General features: G+C 38.4%; 18 protein-coding genes and 1 pseudogene. 6 read left to right on the top strand and 13 right to left on the bottom strand.

Going from position 1 to position 14,818, the window contains the following annotated elements; genetic code table 11:
* Positions 1 to 40: 40 nt before the first annotated feature.
* The 3 genes and pseudogenes from MHB82_RS31340 (at position 41) to MHB82_RS31325 (ending at position 3,411) form a co-directional block, all read left to right on the top strand.
* Positions 41 to 151: a winged helix-turn-helix transcriptional regulator gene (locus tag MHB82_RS31340; protein WP_445671295.1), complete on the top strand. Its 111-nt coding sequence runs from the start codon at positions 41 to 43 to the stop codon at positions 149 to 151.
* A gap of 450 nt (positions 152 to 601) precedes the next feature.
* A pseudogene (locus MHB82_RS31335) lies at positions 602 to 1,765 on the top strand (IS3 family transposase).
* Positions 1,766 to 2,263: 498 nt separating this feature from the next.
* Positions 2,264 to 3,411, top strand: a protein-coding gene (locus MHB82_RS31325; protein WP_341176999.1) for an IS3 family transposase whose coding sequence is annotated in 2 segments (ribosomal slippage) — positions 2,264 to 2,537 and positions 2,537 to 3,411 — 1,149 coding nt in all. Because the reading frame shifts where the segments join, the coding sequence is not laid out codon by codon here.
* 246 nt (positions 3,412 to 3,657) lie between these two features.
* Here MHB82_RS31325 and MHB82_RS31320 read toward each other — a convergent pair.
* On the bottom strand, positions 3,658 to 4,164 hold the full coding sequence (locus MHB82_RS31320; protein WP_341176998.1) for a TetR/AcrR family transcriptional regulator: 507 nt from the start codon (positions 4,162 to 4,164) through the stop codon (positions 3,658 to 3,660).
* Between the two features lie 128 nt (positions 4,165 to 4,292).
* On the opposite strand from MHB82_RS31320, the gene MHB82_RS31315 reads away from it, so the two are divergent.
* The 3 genes from MHB82_RS31315 (at position 4,293) to MHB82_RS31305 (ending at position 6,701) form a co-directional block, all read left to right on the top strand.
* Positions 4,293 to 4,454 (top strand): hypothetical protein, encoded by a 162-nt coding sequence (locus MHB82_RS31315; RefSeq protein ID WP_336783223.1) that lies wholly within the window; start codon positions 4,293 to 4,295, stop codon positions 4,452 to 4,454.
* Complete coding sequence (locus tag MHB82_RS31310; protein WP_341176997.1) at positions 4,451 to 5,434, top strand: alpha/beta hydrolase; 984 nt, start codon at positions 4,451 to 4,453, stop codon at positions 5,432 to 5,434. Before MHB82_RS31315 ends, MHB82_RS31310 begins: the two co-directional genes overlap by 4 nt.
* Positions 5,435 to 5,726: 292 nt before the next feature.
* Positions 5,727 to 6,701: an alpha/beta hydrolase family protein gene (locus MHB82_RS31305; protein WP_341176996.1), complete on the top strand. Its 975-nt coding sequence runs from the start codon at positions 5,727 to 5,729 to the stop codon at positions 6,699 to 6,701.
* 439 nt (positions 6,702 to 7,140) lie between these two features.
* Here MHB82_RS31305 and MHB82_RS31300 read toward each other — a convergent pair whose 3' ends face one another.
* The 12 genes from MHB82_RS31300 to MHB82_RS31250 form a co-directional block, all read right to left on the bottom strand.
* Positions 7,141 to 7,350, bottom strand: coding sequence for a hypothetical protein (locus MHB82_RS31300; RefSeq protein ID WP_341176995.1), 210 nt, complete (start codon positions 7,348 to 7,350; stop codon positions 7,141 to 7,143).
* Positions 7,347 to 7,550: a helix-turn-helix transcriptional regulator gene (locus MHB82_RS31295; protein WP_341176994.1), complete on the bottom strand. Its 204-nt coding sequence runs from the start codon at positions 7,548 to 7,550 to the stop codon at positions 7,347 to 7,349. The genes MHB82_RS31300 and MHB82_RS31295 overlap by 4 nt, the downstream gene beginning before the upstream one ends.
* Before the next feature lie 408 nt (positions 7,551 to 7,958).
* The gene (locus tag MHB82_RS31290) at positions 7,959 to 9,290 is read right to left on the bottom strand and encodes an NtaA/DmoA family FMN-dependent monooxygenase (RefSeq protein ID WP_341176993.1); all 1,332 of its coding nucleotides are present in this window, start codon (positions 9,288 to 9,290) and stop codon (positions 7,959 to 7,961) included.
* Positions 9,291 to 9,413: 123 nt separating this feature from the next.
* A complete protein-coding gene (locus MHB82_RS31285) occupies positions 9,414 to 10,757 on the bottom strand; it encodes an NtaA/DmoA family FMN-dependent monooxygenase (protein WP_341176992.1) in 1,344 nt (447 codons plus the stop codon).
* Positions 10,758 to 10,787: 30 nt separating this feature from the next.
* Positions 10,788 to 10,865, bottom strand: coding sequence for a hypothetical protein (locus MHB82_RS32150; protein WP_445671294.1), 78 nt, complete (start codon positions 10,863 to 10,865; stop codon positions 10,788 to 10,790).
* Between the two features lie 4 nt (positions 10,866 to 10,869).
* Positions 10,870 to 11,196: a ribosomal-processing cysteine protease Prp gene (locus tag MHB82_RS31280; RefSeq protein ID WP_341177134.1), complete on the bottom strand. Its 327-nt coding sequence runs from the start codon at positions 11,194 to 11,196 to the stop codon at positions 10,870 to 10,872.
* A 35-nt stretch (positions 11,197 to 11,231) separates the two neighbouring features.
* Positions 11,232 to 11,453, bottom strand: a complete 222-nt coding sequence (locus MHB82_RS31275) for a hypothetical protein (protein ID WP_341176991.1) — start codon at positions 11,451 to 11,453, stop codon at positions 11,232 to 11,234.
* A gap of 67 nt (positions 11,454 to 11,520) precedes the next feature.
* Positions 11,521 to 11,763: a hypothetical protein gene (locus tag MHB82_RS31270; RefSeq protein WP_341176990.1), complete on the bottom strand. Its 243-nt coding sequence runs from the start codon at positions 11,761 to 11,763 to the stop codon at positions 11,521 to 11,523.
* Between the two features lie 215 nt (positions 11,764 to 11,978).
* Entirely contained in the window at positions 11,979 to 12,404 is a 426-nt protein-coding gene (locus tag MHB82_RS31265) for a MarR family winged helix-turn-helix transcriptional regulator (RefSeq protein WP_341176989.1), read from the bottom strand.
* A gap of 421 nt (positions 12,405 to 12,825) precedes the next feature.
* The gene (locus tag MHB82_RS31260; protein WP_341176988.1) at positions 12,826 to 13,101 is read right to left on the bottom strand and encodes a hypothetical protein; all 276 of its coding nucleotides are present in this window, start codon (positions 13,099 to 13,101) and stop codon (positions 12,826 to 12,828) included.
* A gap of 35 nt (positions 13,102 to 13,136) precedes the next feature.
* Positions 13,137 to 13,988 (bottom strand): SIR2 family protein, encoded by an 852-nt coding sequence (locus MHB82_RS31255; RefSeq protein WP_341176987.1) that lies wholly within the window; start codon positions 13,986 to 13,988, stop codon positions 13,137 to 13,139.
* 2 nt (positions 13,989 to 13,990) lie between these two features.
* Positions 13,991 to 14,560: a non-canonical purine NTP pyrophosphatase gene (locus tag MHB82_RS31250; protein ID WP_341176986.1), complete on the bottom strand. Its 570-nt coding sequence runs from the start codon at positions 14,558 to 14,560 to the stop codon at positions 13,991 to 13,993.
* Positions 14,561 to 14,818 lie beyond the last annotated feature (258 nt).

The following is a 14,818-nucleotide window of genomic DNA, read 5'->3' as shown; positions in this document are numbered from 1 at the left end:
ACTCAGAGAATTAGAAAGTGATGGACTATTACATCGTGAAATTTATATAGAGGTTCCACCAAGAGTAGAATATACCTTAACAGATCTTGGCCAGAAGTTTTTACCAATCCTCCAAAATATGTCTGAATGGGGAGAGTCCAATTTAAAATAAGAATCGGAGAAAAGATTGTTTAACAAACTAACAACATAATTTTTGTCTTATAGACAGGTAAGCAGCCGGCTGGTGAACTACTTTTTATTCGCATACAATTTAGACTAGTTTATATGGGAATAGATTAACCAAGTAAAAGTAGTGTTCCAGAAGCAAGCCCGTTTGTATAAAGTAGAAGTTCTGGGCATTTTTAAATCTTTATTGAACTAACCTGCTCGTCAGCTTAATGAAATAGCTGTAGACTTCAGTTAGGTATTTATCTAATCGATAATCGGAACATGTTCTTGTCAATTTCGGCATCGGTACAAGTTCTTGTCCTTGACTAGGGACACGAACTTGTACCGATAAAATAAAAAAGCCGCTAAATTGGTATTATCCCCTTTTAGTAGACATGAGAAAAAAGACATCTGTTAAGATTAACTTAATCATGTAAACGAAGGGGATTTTTTCATGGCTAAAAAAGGTCAAACATTCCGGCGGTACTCTTTGGATTTGAAATTGGAGGCAGTTCGGCTGGTCAACGAAGAACATATGAGTATACGTGAAGTAGCGACACGTTTAGATATTCAAAATAAATCTCAGGTACAAGTGTGGGCAGCCAAAGTGAAACAGGGAATGAGTCTAGAACCTGTTACACCCAAACGGGGACGCCCTAGAACCAAGTTTTCCAGTATGGAAGAAGAGATGGCGTATTTGCGGGCGGAAATTGAATACTTAAAAAAGCAGAATCCAAATCTACACAAGGAGCGACGAGTAAAGCAGCCAGATTTCAAATCATTGAGGACCTGAGAGCACGCCATGGTCTGGCTTGGCTCTTGAAGTTAGCTGCGGTTTCCCGCTCGGGTTATTACAAGTGGAGAAAAAGCATAACAGTAGCAAAAGAGCGTAGACACAAGGAACATGAACTAGAATCCCATTTGCTTGCTATCCATCGCGTGCATCCTTACTTTGGCTATCTTCGAATGACCGTAGCTTTACGAAGGGAAGGCCTTCGAGTCAACCACAAAAAGGTGTACCGATTAATGAAACAATTAGGCATCTGTTCTGTCATTCGAAAAAAGCGTCGATTCTTTGGAAAACAAGCCTCTGTGGTGAACCCGAATCGGCTGGAGCGTCAGTTTCGGGCGGATACACCACGAACGAAGCTGGTTACGGACATTACCTATATTCGTGCTGGAGAACACTTTGTGTATCTCTCTGTTATTCAGGATTTATACAATAACGAGATTGTAGCGTGGCATCTTTCTGAACGAAATGACCTTGCTTTGGTTCATGAAACGCTGGATAGACTCCGTCAGCACGTGGATCTGAGTTTTGTAATCCTACACTCGGATCAAGGATTTCAATATACTTCGAAGCCCTTTAACCGTAAACTGAACCAGCTCGGCATGCTAGGCAGTCATTCCAGGCGTGGAAATTGCTTAGATAATGCTTGTACCCGAGTCTTTTTTCTCTCATTTAAAGACCGAGAAAATATACTTGAATAAGGAGGCAAACAAAGCAGAGGTTGAGCAGCAAGTGAGTGAATACATACTGTTTTACAACCAAAACCGATTTCAGAAAAAACTAAACGACCGTTCCCCGGTAGAATACCGGGAAACGGCCGCAGCTTAAATTTTGTCTTTTTAGAACTGTTTACTTGACAGGGTTATGACCAATATGGGGTGGCTTTATTATTAAGGAGAAGGATGTCCCGACATTTATGTCGTTTATGTCTGTACATTTGTGTCGTTATACACAGCTCTAACTCCCCTTCAAAGTGCAAGAAACATTATTTCGAGTAATACATATACGATGCTGATGTCATTAAGCAAATCTGCCCGTTAGTTCAATGGTTTAGAACAGTTCAAAAGTTAGATACATGTAGTGCTTTTCATTATGTATAGAAAATATATGTACAGGAAAAACTTGAATAGATCCATAAAATAAATGATCAGAAAACAACCAGGAGCTCTCCCCGGCTCCTGTATCGACTCCCAACCCTATTTCTATAAAAAAAGCATTGCCATATAGGGACGGGACTGACCCCATAGAGTGAGACAAATTAAAACACCTTCAAGAGAATGCGGCCATGTCGTAAGATATGGAGACAACCTTGGAGGTGTTTTTGCGTTGGCAACAAGAGTAAGCTATCCAGTAGAAGTAAAGATGAATGCCATTGAAATGAGATTGGCTGGTGTTCCTGTGAAAGAAGTCATGGAGCAATTGAATATACGAAATAAGACACAAGTGGAAACCTGGATGAGATGGCATCGTAATGGTCAATTGAACCGATTGGAGCAGCCCGTGGGTAAACAATACAGCTACGGTAAAGGACCTGAATATGCTTCAGAACTAGAGAAAGTTAAGGCGGAGAATCGTTTTTTAAAACAACAAATTGATGTGCTAAAAAAGTACAAAGCGTTGGAAAGGAGGTGTCTCCCAAAATCATCGTGGAATGGATGGAATCTATTCGTGGGGAAGTCAGTGTGAGCCATGCTTGTGCATGGATTGAACTTCCTCGTGCCACCTACTATCGCTGGAAATCTGCTTATGGAAGTCATTACAAAGATCACATCGTCGTGGAGAAAATCCGAGAACTCTGCAACCAGCATAAATTTCGCTATGGCTACCGAAAGATCACGGCATTACTTCGAAAAGAGCATCAGATAAATCACAAACGGGTGCAGCGGATTATGCAGGAGGAGAGGCTGCAGTGCCGTGTCAAAATGAAGAAACGCAAACCTACGGGGCAACCAGCCTACATCGCAGAACACGTGTTGAAGCGTCATTTCAACGCCCATGCACCCATGCAAAAACTTGTAACAGACATAACGTATCTGCCGTTCGGTGGAAGAATGTTATACCTGTCGAGTATTTTAGACTTGTTTAACGGCGAAATCGTGGCTTACAGTATAGCTGATAAGCAAGACACTGCATTGGTGCTGGACACCTTGAACCAGTTACCCCATTTACCAGGTACATTGCTCCATAGCGATCAGGGTAGCGTTTATACCTCTCAGGCATATCAAGCAGCTGTAAAAGGAAAAGGCATTACCATGAGCATGTCCCGCAAGGTTACGCCCGCTGATAATGCCCCCATTGAATCGTTTCATTCCACGCTAAAGTCTGAAACGTTCTATCTCGAGTCGTTAACCAGTACAACGACGGCAATCGTCGTACAGGTGGTTCGAGATTACATAACTTACTATAACTCAATTCGCATTCAAACAAAACTAAATAACCAATCACCGGTTCATTTCCGGCAACTGGTTGCTTAGAGCTTAAAAGGTGTTTTGATCCCTGTCTCGCAAACAGGGGTCAGTCCCATACGCGTGGCAATGCTTTTTTTATATTTAACATTTTAAACTCTATAATCACATCCGTTAGCTTGATGAGGTTCATCAGTCTTCCGCTGCCGTGCTGAAGATATAAAAGAAAGGATCGTTTGCATTTTCTGCAACAATCCATTTTAACGTTCGCTAGTTGTTGACCCCAGTTAATCACGCTGATCTTAAATTATTAAACTAACGTTTCCCCTGAGAGGATAGCAGTGCTGTCATACTCTCTGCCGACTCCTGCATCCCTCTTCCTATCCACTCTTCAATCCAACCGTAGGTACCATAAGCTATAAATGAAACAATGTATGCGGATAGATTATCCTGATCTGGTTTTGAACCAAAAATACTAAGAAATACATCGAGAAATAAATGAAATAGCCCTCTTTTCTTTAGAAGAAGATAGAGATCACTGTTTTCTTTCAGGTGTGCAAAAAGACTACCGTACATTTCCTCGTTTGTCTGGTGTCCATCATTTTCGTAATCAAGCCGCCATCCTTGAAGTATAGAATGAATATGATCTAAGAGAATGTCTTCCTGTTCGGAATAGTTTCTGTAAAAAGAATTTCGACTTACTTGAGCTGTGGTTGTAATGTCACTAATTGAAATGTTCGAAAGCTCTCTCTCTTTAAGCAGTTCAATTAACGCATTGGTTATTTGGATTTTTACATAAGTGTTACGTTCTTCATTTCCCATGATGGTACATTCCCCCTGTTTTTGTGCCATTATTTCATATCTATTGATTATCCGATACGCCGGTGATACATTTGTTCCATCGGATAATACATTTGTTAATTCTGAATGTCAAGGTAGGAGGAATAATTATGTCAGACCAAATCATTGAAAAACAAAAGTTTTTCACAACAAAAAGAATAATCATATTAGTGCTGGTGATTATTATAGCTGCAGTTTTCGGAAGATTGATGTTTCGATTTGCGCTGAATCTTTTGCTTGGAGGAACAATGTTTGGAGGTAACATTCTATGATCCAAAAAATAAACAAAAAGAAAGGCACTTGGAAATTCGTTTTGTTGTGTATCGGTGCCTTTATTGTTTCAGCTGCTCTCTCCGTTTTTATTAAGACTAGTTACGATCCTTTACATGGTGCCACGAAAGTGGAGTGGAACGACTCGGTAGGAACGATATATACGGATATTTCCTATGGTGATAAGGAAGCAAATAAATTTGACCTGTACGTACCGGCAGACACCGCCAAAGAGAACTATGGTCTTGTTGTTTATCTTCATCCCGGTGGTTTTACTAGCGGAGATAAACAATATGATGAAGGAATGCTGAAATGGTTGAGCTCTAAAGGCTATGTCGCTGCCGGGATCAATTATACGCTTTTCACAGACGAGAATCCTGATTCAAGTGTATATTCGCAGTCAATGGAGATCAAAGAAGCAATTCCGGATGTTGTGGCGGAAGCAATGAAACTCGGATATCACATTGATAAAATGGCAGTGTCCGGCGGTTCTGCCGGAGGAACTCTTGCCTTAATTTATGGACTTCGGGATGCAGATACATCTCCTGTGCCCGTAAATCTCATCTTTGAAGGAGTCGGACCGGCAAGCTTCTATCACAAAGACTGGACAAATTACGGATTGGATCAAAATGAAGATAACGCAGCCAATTTGTTTAGTGTCATGTCAGGGCAAAAAATTACGGTTGATATGATCGAAAACCACACTTATTATGACGCCGTCAAGCCCATTTCAGCTGATATGTGGGTCGGCGAAAATTCTCCTCCGGTTGTGATGGCTTATGGAGCACATGATAAAATTGCACCATTTAAGTCAGCAGAGCGTTTGGTGAGTAAATTAGAGCAATACAATATTCCACATGAATTTATCGTGTTCCCTCATTCCGGTCATGGTTTGCAAAACGACAATAAACAGGCTGTGATCTATCATGAAAAAATCGAAGAATACCTTACAAAATACATGCCTATAGATTCAAATAACTGATTTATAAATGCTATTGTTCGTCTATTTAATTTATCCTCGAAGAGTCGAATACTCTGCACTTTATTTTAAAAATTTTAACGTATCATTCCGTGTATATCCAGGCGGCAAGAGAAACACACTTGCCGCCTAGTTCTATTACGTCTATCAAATGTAATTTAAAGAAAAGGAGTAATGTGAGAATAATGAAAAAGAGAATAATAATATTACTGATTTTGATAGTACTTGGTGCTTTCACAGGATGGTTTATTTATAGTTCAGTAATTAATCTAATTGTAGGAGGGAAGTTTTTCTAATGAAGAAAGGAAAATTAATTTGGGGATTAGTTTATGTGACTGTTTTTATAACATCTGCTATAATTTTTGCCCCGGTAATTACAAAATTTACAACTGGAGATGGTGGGGTTTCAAAAATCAAGTGGGACGATACAGTTGGTACTATTCAAAAAGATTATAACTATGGAGATGGAGCATCACAAAAGTTTGATCTATATTTACCTGCTGATAGCTCCAAAAATGCTTATGGATTAGTTGTTTATATTCATGGTGGAGGATTTACAGGTGGAGATAAAGAAGGGGATGCTCCAATACTTAAGTGGGCAACTTCTAAAGGATATGTAGCTGCAGGAATTAATTATACTGTAAATAGTAAGGATGATCCTAATTCAACAGTTTATAATATGTCCACGGAAATTAAGAGAGGAGTAAAAGCAGCAGTAGAAAAAGCAGAAGGACTTGGTTATCATATAAACAAAATGACAATTGGTGGTGGATCAGCAGGTTCAATGTTATCCATGATTTATGCTTTTAGAGATGCAAAAGAATCCCCCGTACCAGTAGTGTTTACTTTTCAAGCTGCAGGACCCACTTTAGCAGATCCAAGAGGATTTGGCGTTACTACAGAGTTTGAATCCAAAGAAGGTTCAGAAGCAGCAATTGATTTTTTTAATAACTTTGTTGGTGTAGGAGTATCTAAAGACAAGTTAAAAGATGAAGATGACATTAAAAATAAGATAACTCCTGTTTCGCCAGCACTATTAGTTAATAAGGACTCCGTACCCATATTATTTGCACACGGGAAAGTTGATCGTATTGTACCATTTGCAGAAGCAGAACATTTACTAGAAGCATTGCAAAAAAATAATGTTTTATATGATTTTATCGAATTTGAGAAATCAGGGCACAACCTAGGATGGCAACCAGAGAAAATGACTCAATTCATGGATAAATTAAGTGAATATTTAGATAAATATATGCCATTAGTAATTTAAATTATGAAAAAGTAGTACACGATCACAACAGGAATATATTCACAATCTCTTGACACAAGTATCTCTTTTCCTTTATACGGTTAACTTGTCTCAAGAAGATATATTCGGCATTATTCTTCAATTGTCATTTCATTAACATCCGGCAGACTAGTCCATATATGGCTTGATCAGAACCCAAAAGCGGCATCCGAATTGTTATCAATCATGGGGCACGGAAGCTGCTTATGAATAGACGATCAAACCCTTTCCAGGTCCTTCGATAAGGTGGATGAGACTTTTACTACTTCCCCAAACAAGTACCTTTCTCATCCACTGTAAGGAGCTCTATAAGAGTTTCTCTCTTTTAAGGGTTCAATTCTCTGTGACTAATCTTAAACTAACCTGGCAATAGGAACATGTTCTTGTCCCTCGACATTAGTTCAATTGATGATCAGCCAACTTATCTCATTTTTCTTTTGTAGAAGACTCTTGACCAAAAGAATATTGCATTCCCTATCAGCAAAATGGTAAACTCCCAGCCCGTCTTACCTTTTGAGAATAAGTTTATTAATGACCAAACCAACAACGCTAAAGTGAAGAATATGTAAGTATTTTTAGCAGATTTATCATTTTGGAATTTCTCCATTTCATCAGCTCTTTGTAATTTCATTTTTGGTCCTCCCCGAAAATAAATAATTGGTCAACTGTAATATTTAGGTGCATGGATAATTTAAAGGCCAAGGCTAATGTGGGGTCGTATTTGTCATTCTCAATAGCATTAATGGTTTGCCTTGTAACGCCACATCTTATAGCAAGGTCCTCTTGAGATAACTTCAACTTTTTTCTAATATCCCTAATTTTATTCTTCAATAAGTTATCACCTTTCGTAAAATGTAAAAAACTTTTTACATTTCCAATGGTAAAACACCTGAGCTTTTGTGTCAAATTCTTTTTACATTTTGAAATTAAAGGTGAGCATTTTCATTTATTATGGTACATAAAGCGGTTTAATGCTTATTTGCTCAATATTTAGATATTCATCTAATCGGTAATCGGACTAAGTTCTTGTCAATTCCGGCAATCGGTACAAGTTCTTGTCCTTGGCTTGGGACAAGAACTTGTACCGATAAAATAAAAAAGACACTAAATTAGCGACTTCAATGGGAATATGTTCTTGTCCCTCGACAATATTTGATTTACGTGCTTTCTTAAGACCTGGTTTTTTACGCTCATAAAGAAGCACAGGCCATTATCAGCCTGTGCTCTATATTACTTCTATTAAGATAATCGTTTATCTACACCATATTGATAGGGCACACCAAGATTTTCTCTTAATGTCTCTCCATCATAATCTTCATGGAATACACCACGTTCCTGTAAGATAGGGACCACTTCTTCTACAAAACGTTTTAAGTCGGTTTCATAAGCATCTGGTAGTATCCAAAAGCCATCTGCTGCGCCACTTTCAAACCATTCAGTTAGGTGATCCGCAGTTTCTTTTGCATCACCTAATGTTGCAGGATGGTAATCAATCACAGAATGATAAATGATATCGCGTAATGTCCAACCTTCACGCGCCACCTTTAAAACATTCTCAGCACGAGGATCAGAGTAACGTTCGATTTTTACCTTGTCTAAAAGTTCTGGTGCGATCGGGCGTTCTAAATCTTCAGGAGTGAAGCTGATTCCTAATATCATTCCGATATGAAATGCACGTTGTTGTACTATATTTTCATCCATAAAACTTGCGTGACGATCTATTGCTTCACGTTTAGAATTAGCAACAACCGGCATGAGTCCTGCGATAAATTTAATCTCATCTGGATTTCGACCCGCGTCTATCGCAGCCTGGCGTAGTGCATTCCTTGTAGCAATACCTTGTTCTATCGTCCACACTTCACCAATCATTGCACTCGCATAGCGTCCTGCAAACGCAATACTATTTGGAGATCCACCAGAGTGAAAGATGACCGGTTGTCCTTGTGGTGAAGGTGGAATTGGCAAGGCTCCATTTGCCTGTATATGTTTACCAGATATATAAACAGGTTTTACTTGGCTATAATCCGCAAATACACCGGTTTCTTTATCAGCTTTTAGAGCATCTACTCCCCATGTTGCCCATAAGTGCTGTACAGTTTCTACGAACTCATAATGACGTTCATAACGTGATCTACTATCCATTAGTTTTACACCAAAGTTTTCTGCTACCTTTGGACTTGATCCCGTAACAGCATTCCAAGCAATACGTCCACCACTCATTAAATCTATCCCTTTAAATTGACGTGCTAAAGTAAAAGGATTATTCCACTGAGTATGTACAGTTGACGCCACACCAATGTGTTTTGTTTGTTGTAATATTGCAGTGGCAGTAATGATAGGTTCAAGCGTCATCGATGGCACCTCCCTGTTATCATTGGGTATTGCTCCAGGGAAATCACCTACAAATATAAATTGAAATTTACCTTTTTCAGCAAGTTGAGCATAGCGAATATCTGCATTAATATCTGGATAAGTAGTCACATTGACACCCTCACTTCTCCAAGCTTTAGCATTTGCACCGTATGCCCCTGTAAATCCTAAACCAAGCAACATTTGTTTTTTTTCAGACATAAATAAATCCCCCTAATTTATTTTTATATGGTATCTCCTTGCTAATATGACTCAAAAATAAATAGACAATAACGAGTCAAACGTTCTATAACTATCTACAATCTTTAATCTTATATTTCCTAATCATTTGATCTGATCTGATTCATTTAAAATACGTGGGTCAACGCCTAGCTGATAATCTAGATTCATATTTTCTCGGAGTGTGTTACCCATGTAGTTTTCTGGACGCAAGCCACGTTCTTGTAAAACAGGAATAACTTGATTTACAAAGTCGGATAAAGCGTCACTAAGTCGATCGGCAACTATAACAAAACTATCGGCTGCGCCTGCTTCAAACCATTCTTGTAAATAATCTGCTACATCTTCAGCAGTCCCCACCACACCAGGCGTATTATCTAGAACACCGTGAGCAATAATATCTAGCGGTGAATAACCCTCTTTAGCGAGTCGAATCGCTTGAGTTGATTTATTAACGTGGGGATTCTGTTGTAGCGCGCGGAGTTGAATAGACTTTAATGGTTCGTCTACAGCTGATTCAGAAAGTGGGACACCTAAGAGCATTGAGAGATGTCTCAATCGTTCTGGCAAATCTTCTGGATTTTCCATTGCGCGTCTCCGGTCTAGTGCCTCCCGGCGCGTCTTTCCTAGTCCAAATGTGAAAAAGGACATAAATTTAATTTCATCCGCATTTCTCCCCGCATCTTGCGCTGCTGAACGAAAAATTTCTCGTAAACGAACAGACTCTTCAATCGTATTTGGCATTCCAATGATTGCATCGGCATACATACCAGCTGGCTGAATTCCTGAATTACTAGCTGCTGGCATTACCAAAATCGGTTGCCCTTGTGGTGAAGGAGGTGCCTGCAAAGGACCACGAGCCCCTACATATTTCCCTTGTAAATTAATTGGCTGGATATACTCATATTTTAAGAACACGCCAGTCTCCTGATTAGGCTCACCTGCTTCTTTCTTCCAACTTCCCCATAATGCTTGTGTAATCTGAACCACCTCATGAAGACGTTCATATTTATCTTTACTATTAGGTACACTTTGGCCATAATTGGCAAATGCATCAGGTTCAAAACTAGGAACGACTTGCCATCCCACTCTCCCTTTGCTGATTAGATCTAATGCACGAAGCTGTCGAGCTATCGTGTAAGGTTCATTAAAGGAAGTAGATAATGTTGGAATCAATCCGATATGTTTTGTGTGAGCGGCAATTGCCGATAATTGGACAATAGGATCGATCGGAAAATTAACAATACCGGTAAAACCAAGATGTAAAAAAACTCTGTCCGGCATAAAAATATAGTCAAGCCCACCATTTTCAGCAATTTTTGCATATTTAATTTGTTCATCAATATTAATGTAAGCTAATGGGTCTGTTTCCTCAGAACGCCATGTATTTGGATGATATCCATAGAAATCTGACATAGCAACTCCGATAGTCATGTGTTTTTTTTTCATAATAATCTCCCTTCAAATATCGCAATCATATTAATTCTCTAACATATCGTTAAATAACGATATGTTAGAGAATTGAAAAACAACATGTCTTCCTCCTGTAAAATCAATAAAATTATTTTATAGTTTCTTTAATAGTTAAAAATTCACCGTAAGATTCTTGGATAGATTTTAACATTACGACCATTGATTCCAACAAAAGCTGTACCTGCTCAAAAGTTTTTGGCTCAATTCGTTCAGGTATGTCTACTTTCAAAAAGCCTTCATATATTGTGTGTTCTGGCACAATTTTCAACAATGCTTCTATTGAGTTAACCGTTCCAATTGTTACAGCCGATACACCAGCACAAACAATGTCCTTGCCATGTACGTCATAATTCGCATGACCCTCAGAACGGTAAGACATGATTTTACCCTCAGAAATACTCCTATTAATTTCCACTTGAACCAATTTGCTACCTCCCTTCGAAATGGCAATTATCCTATATTGCCATTCATTAAGTACCAGCGATCACCTCTATTATGAAGGTTCCCTTTTTTCTTCAAAGTCCTTAATTGTTTAAAAATAGAAGCTTGCGAATTCGTTTCTTCTGTTACTTTTAAATTGTTTGTTTTTGAATCCAAACATGAAACAATCTTCTTTGCGCTTATTCCTTGGTGTTCCTTTATACAAGTAAGGATAATATCCTCAATTTTCATTGGTAACACCACTCCTCTGTTCAATCAAAGTATAATTTATTCCACTTCAGTTCCAGGCTCTCCTTAATCAGATAGAATATCTATTATCTCGATAAGTTAAACCCAAATTGCCACGTAAAGTAATTGATTCATATTCTTTACGGAAAATCCCCTTTTCTTGTAGGATAGGAACAACATATTCAATAAAGTCATGGAGGCCTTCAAGATGTTCTTGTCTGAACAACATTAGATCCATTGCTCCTAGGTTATACCACTCTTCAATCATCTCTGCTACTTGTCCAGCTGAGCCGAAAAATTGAGACTTAGGCAATCTATAGTAACGGGGCATAAACTTTCTAATTCATTGAATTTTCTAATGGCATCAAATCTGTTCTCCCTAAAATTGGATGTATAGTTCGTGCTATAAGTAAATTAGTAGGTGAACGTCCTGCTGCTTTTACTTTTTCTTTCAGTTTCTGAATAAATCTCTTAATATTTAGGTTACTAAATAATTATTTAGCATGCTAAATATAACATAGAGAAAACTTAGAACAGGTTTCTCTCCATTCGCTTCATAAGTTCCCTTAAAATTAAGCGATCTTCCGGTGAAATTGACTGCAGTAATTTTTCTTGCTGCTCTCTCCATTTGGATTCAACCGGTTTCTCTAATTCTCTGCCTTTGTCTGTTAGAAAAATCCGCATAACCCTTGCATCATGTTCATCACGTTTACGATAAATAAATCCGTTTTGCTCCAATGATTTAACCATATTGGTTACCGTAGGTGGTTCGCATTTTAAATGTTCACAGAGTTGCATTTGTGTTACCCCATCGCCTAACCACAAACGAGAAAGCAAATTATCTTGACCTACATAAAGGTTAAGTTCCCTCAATGATTCGCTATAATCTCGACGCATTTGGGAAGAAACTCTATCTAACGACTGACGAATATCACAGTCCACTGTATCTGTCATTAATACATCTCCTCAGCCAGTCAAGCAGCAATAGTTAGCCCGCTAAATATATCACGGTGATATCTTTGTGTCAACAGGGGGCAATTACCTTAATTCAACAAGGGATCTGATGCCATCATCGTGATATTATAATTATCTGTTGCATCGTAGGCAGATATTCACATGGCTACAACGTTCCTCCTTCTTTTTCACCACCCACGTTATCCTGCCCGTTAGCTTAATTAAACAAATAAAATATTCTAATCGATATTGATACCATGTTCCCATTTTTTTCAGCAATGGAACTGAGTTTAGCTCGTCACATTAGTTCTGTCATGATAAGATTTAGATAACAATCTAATCCGAAATGACACAATGTTCTTGTCCTTTTCGGCAAAGGAACCAAGTTCTTGTCCTTAGCTTGGGACAAGAACTTGGTTCCTTAAAACAAAAAAGCCGCTATATTAGCGACATTGAATGGAACAATGTTCTTGTCCCGAGACATTTGCTCTTGTTGCTTGCTGCAATTTCCCCCAATTTTTTCCGATGAAAAAAATATCTGACTATCTAACTGCTTGACAGCAGATAAGCTAATTTCGTTCAATTGCTCTAGTAAAAGATCGTAAGTCGGCATAATCTTATAGATCTGATCACCGAGTGCTCTAGCTCCGATAATTACTTTGTCTTGGTTCTCTGATGTATTTGCTTGTGAACTCATTTTTATTTCCCCTTCCATATTCAATTTATTTATGTTCAGCACGGCGAATTCAGCTTCCCAGTCCGTTCAACAAGAGTCTTTAAGAATGCAACAGTACCCTTTCGCGGGTCCGGTTCACTCGATATAATCGGAGTGATGCCTCGAGCATGCAAAATACGCTCCTGAATTGGATTAGGGCATGTCAAAAACATATATACAGGAGGACGAACACTAGAGGAATTGAAAGTTTTCCAAATTTGGTTCAGCTTATAAAGTAGCACCCGGAGATTAATGTCGCTCAGACTGTAGCCGAGGAAAAGTATAGATTTCCCTAGTATGTCTGAACGAAACTTAATATCCAAAGGAGATTCGAAATCTAACCGCTCAAAGAAACTTGATTCGGTAAGAACGATGCTCGATTCATCTTTAGTTTCCATATCGCCATGAAACTTAATGATTTGTGTGTCACATCCGCTGCTATTCGCGATATCCTGTACATCCGCAATTTTGTGATAATGAATATTAGGGGCGTATTCTTCAAAGGCCATTTCTAATCCGTTATCATAATTCGTCGTATAAATGATTGGGAAATTCAGCTGTACCAACAGTTTATGAACCTCAGAGGATTTAATCATATCCGTACTGACTATCCATTTACTTTGGAATTTTTCTAGAAGCGGAGCCAATGAGCCCTTTTCTAGAACATAATATTCTGCTAAAGACAAGTAATCATCATTGCCTAGATTCCAAAAAATTTCTGGATCAAAGCCTAGCTCCATACCTAATTGATCAATTAATTCTCCATAAGACGGAAGTGAAAGATTACGAGACACTCCCGCTCCTGCGAATAAAATCGTATCTCCCTTTTGGATACTTCGTGCAAGCTTATAGATAAAACCGTCACTCATACTCAAATCTCTCCTTTAGACTGCAAGTCCCTCATGAATCTCTTTACAGCTTTTTTTCGCATAGAAATATTATTTTTTTCCTCAGAAGACAGTTCGGCAAGAGTTTCTCTGCGTTTCTTCGGAATGAACACCCTATCCCAGCCAAAACCATTATCTCCACGTGCTTCTTTTGCTAGATTTCCTTTTATCTCTCCCACATAGGTATGTATCTTCTTTCCATCGATGTAGCCAAGATAAGTCCGAGCGGTTATTTTTCGATCAGTACCTACTAGTTTGATAAATTTTTCTTCATCTAATTTACTCCAGATAATTTGTGTCAAGCCTCCAGGCAAATCTCCCCAGTCTCTTAAATGTAAGCTTGTATGTTCTACCAATAAAGGACGCTTGATCTTTTTAAAAGCCTCTAACGCTTTAAACTTAATTAATTTTTCCATATCCTCTGTTTGAATTTCGCTAGTTTCAACTGAATGAAATCTAAAAACTGGCTTTTCTTTACTAGGGTAGCTCTGAACAATCTCGTTAAGTTCATTAAATTTATCTGCACTGCTTGTCACAAACCAAATTTCTTTCAAGCATTTTCCGCCCTTTCTTAATGAAAAACTTATTAATTAATATATCGGGATACTAACACCTTAATCTGAGAAGAATGTGATTTAATCGCATAAATTGCTAAGCATGCATTTGTATTGCAGTATTTTTATTCGTTTTATCTCAAAAGTGAGCGCACTTAACTTCTGTTTCACGCCTGCATAAGTTCCCCTCCTAAAACACCTATTTCCAGAGTTCTGTGTCCATTTATTAAGCCATAACATAACTACAAAACTTAGAAC

The organism is Paenibacillus sp. FSL K6-2862 (assembly GCF_038005125.1).
In the GTDB taxonomy this organism is placed as follows: domain Bacteria; phylum Bacillota; class Bacilli; order Paenibacillales; family Paenibacillaceae; genus Paenibacillus; species Paenibacillus illinoisensis_A.
Note: the sequence above shows the minus strand (reverse complement) of the source record. Positions and strands in the feature narration are given on the sequence as shown.

Excerpts from the sequence above, each read along its gene's own strand:
- MHB82_RS31320 (WP_341176998.1), bottom strand. The coding sequence starts at position 4,164 with ATGGGAAATGAAGAACGTAACACTTATGTAAAAATCCAAATAACCAAT.
- MHB82_RS31315 (WP_336783223.1), top strand. The coding sequence starts at position 4,293 with ATGTCAGACCAAATCATTGAAAAACAAAAGTTTTTCACAACAAAAAGA.
- MHB82_RS31310 (WP_341176997.1), top strand. The coding sequence starts at position 4,451 with ATGATCCAAAAAATAAACAAAAAGAAAGGCACTTGGAAATTCGTTTTG.
- MHB82_RS31305 (WP_341176996.1), top strand. The coding sequence starts at position 5,727 with ATGAAGAAAGGAAAATTAATTTGGGGATTAGTTTATGTGACTGTTTTT.
- MHB82_RS31300 (WP_341176995.1), bottom strand. The coding sequence starts at position 7,350 with ATGAAATTACAAAGAGCTGATGAAATGGAGAAATTCCAAAATGATAAA.
- MHB82_RS31290 (WP_341176993.1), bottom strand. The coding sequence starts at position 9,290 with ATGTCTGAAAAAAAACAAATGTTGCTTGGTTTAGGATTTACAGGGGCA.
- MHB82_RS31285 (WP_341176992.1), bottom strand. The coding sequence starts at position 10,757 with ATGAAAAAAAAACACATGACTATCGGAGTTGCTATGTCAGATTTCTAT.
- MHB82_RS31275 (WP_341176991.1), bottom strand. The coding sequence starts at position 11,453 with ATGAAAATTGAGGATATTATCCTTACTTGTATAAAGGAACACCAAGGA.
- MHB82_RS31265 (WP_341176989.1), bottom strand. The coding sequence starts at position 12,404 with ATGACAGATACAGTGGACTGTGATATTCGTCAGTCGTTAGATAGAGTT.
- MHB82_RS31260 (WP_341176988.1), bottom strand. The coding sequence starts at position 13,101 with ATGAGTTCACAAGCAAATACATCAGAGAACCAAGACAAAGTAATTATC.
- MHB82_RS31255 (WP_341176987.1), bottom strand. The coding sequence starts at position 13,988 with ATGAGTGACGGTTTTATCTATAAGCTTGCACGAAGTATCCAAAAGGGA.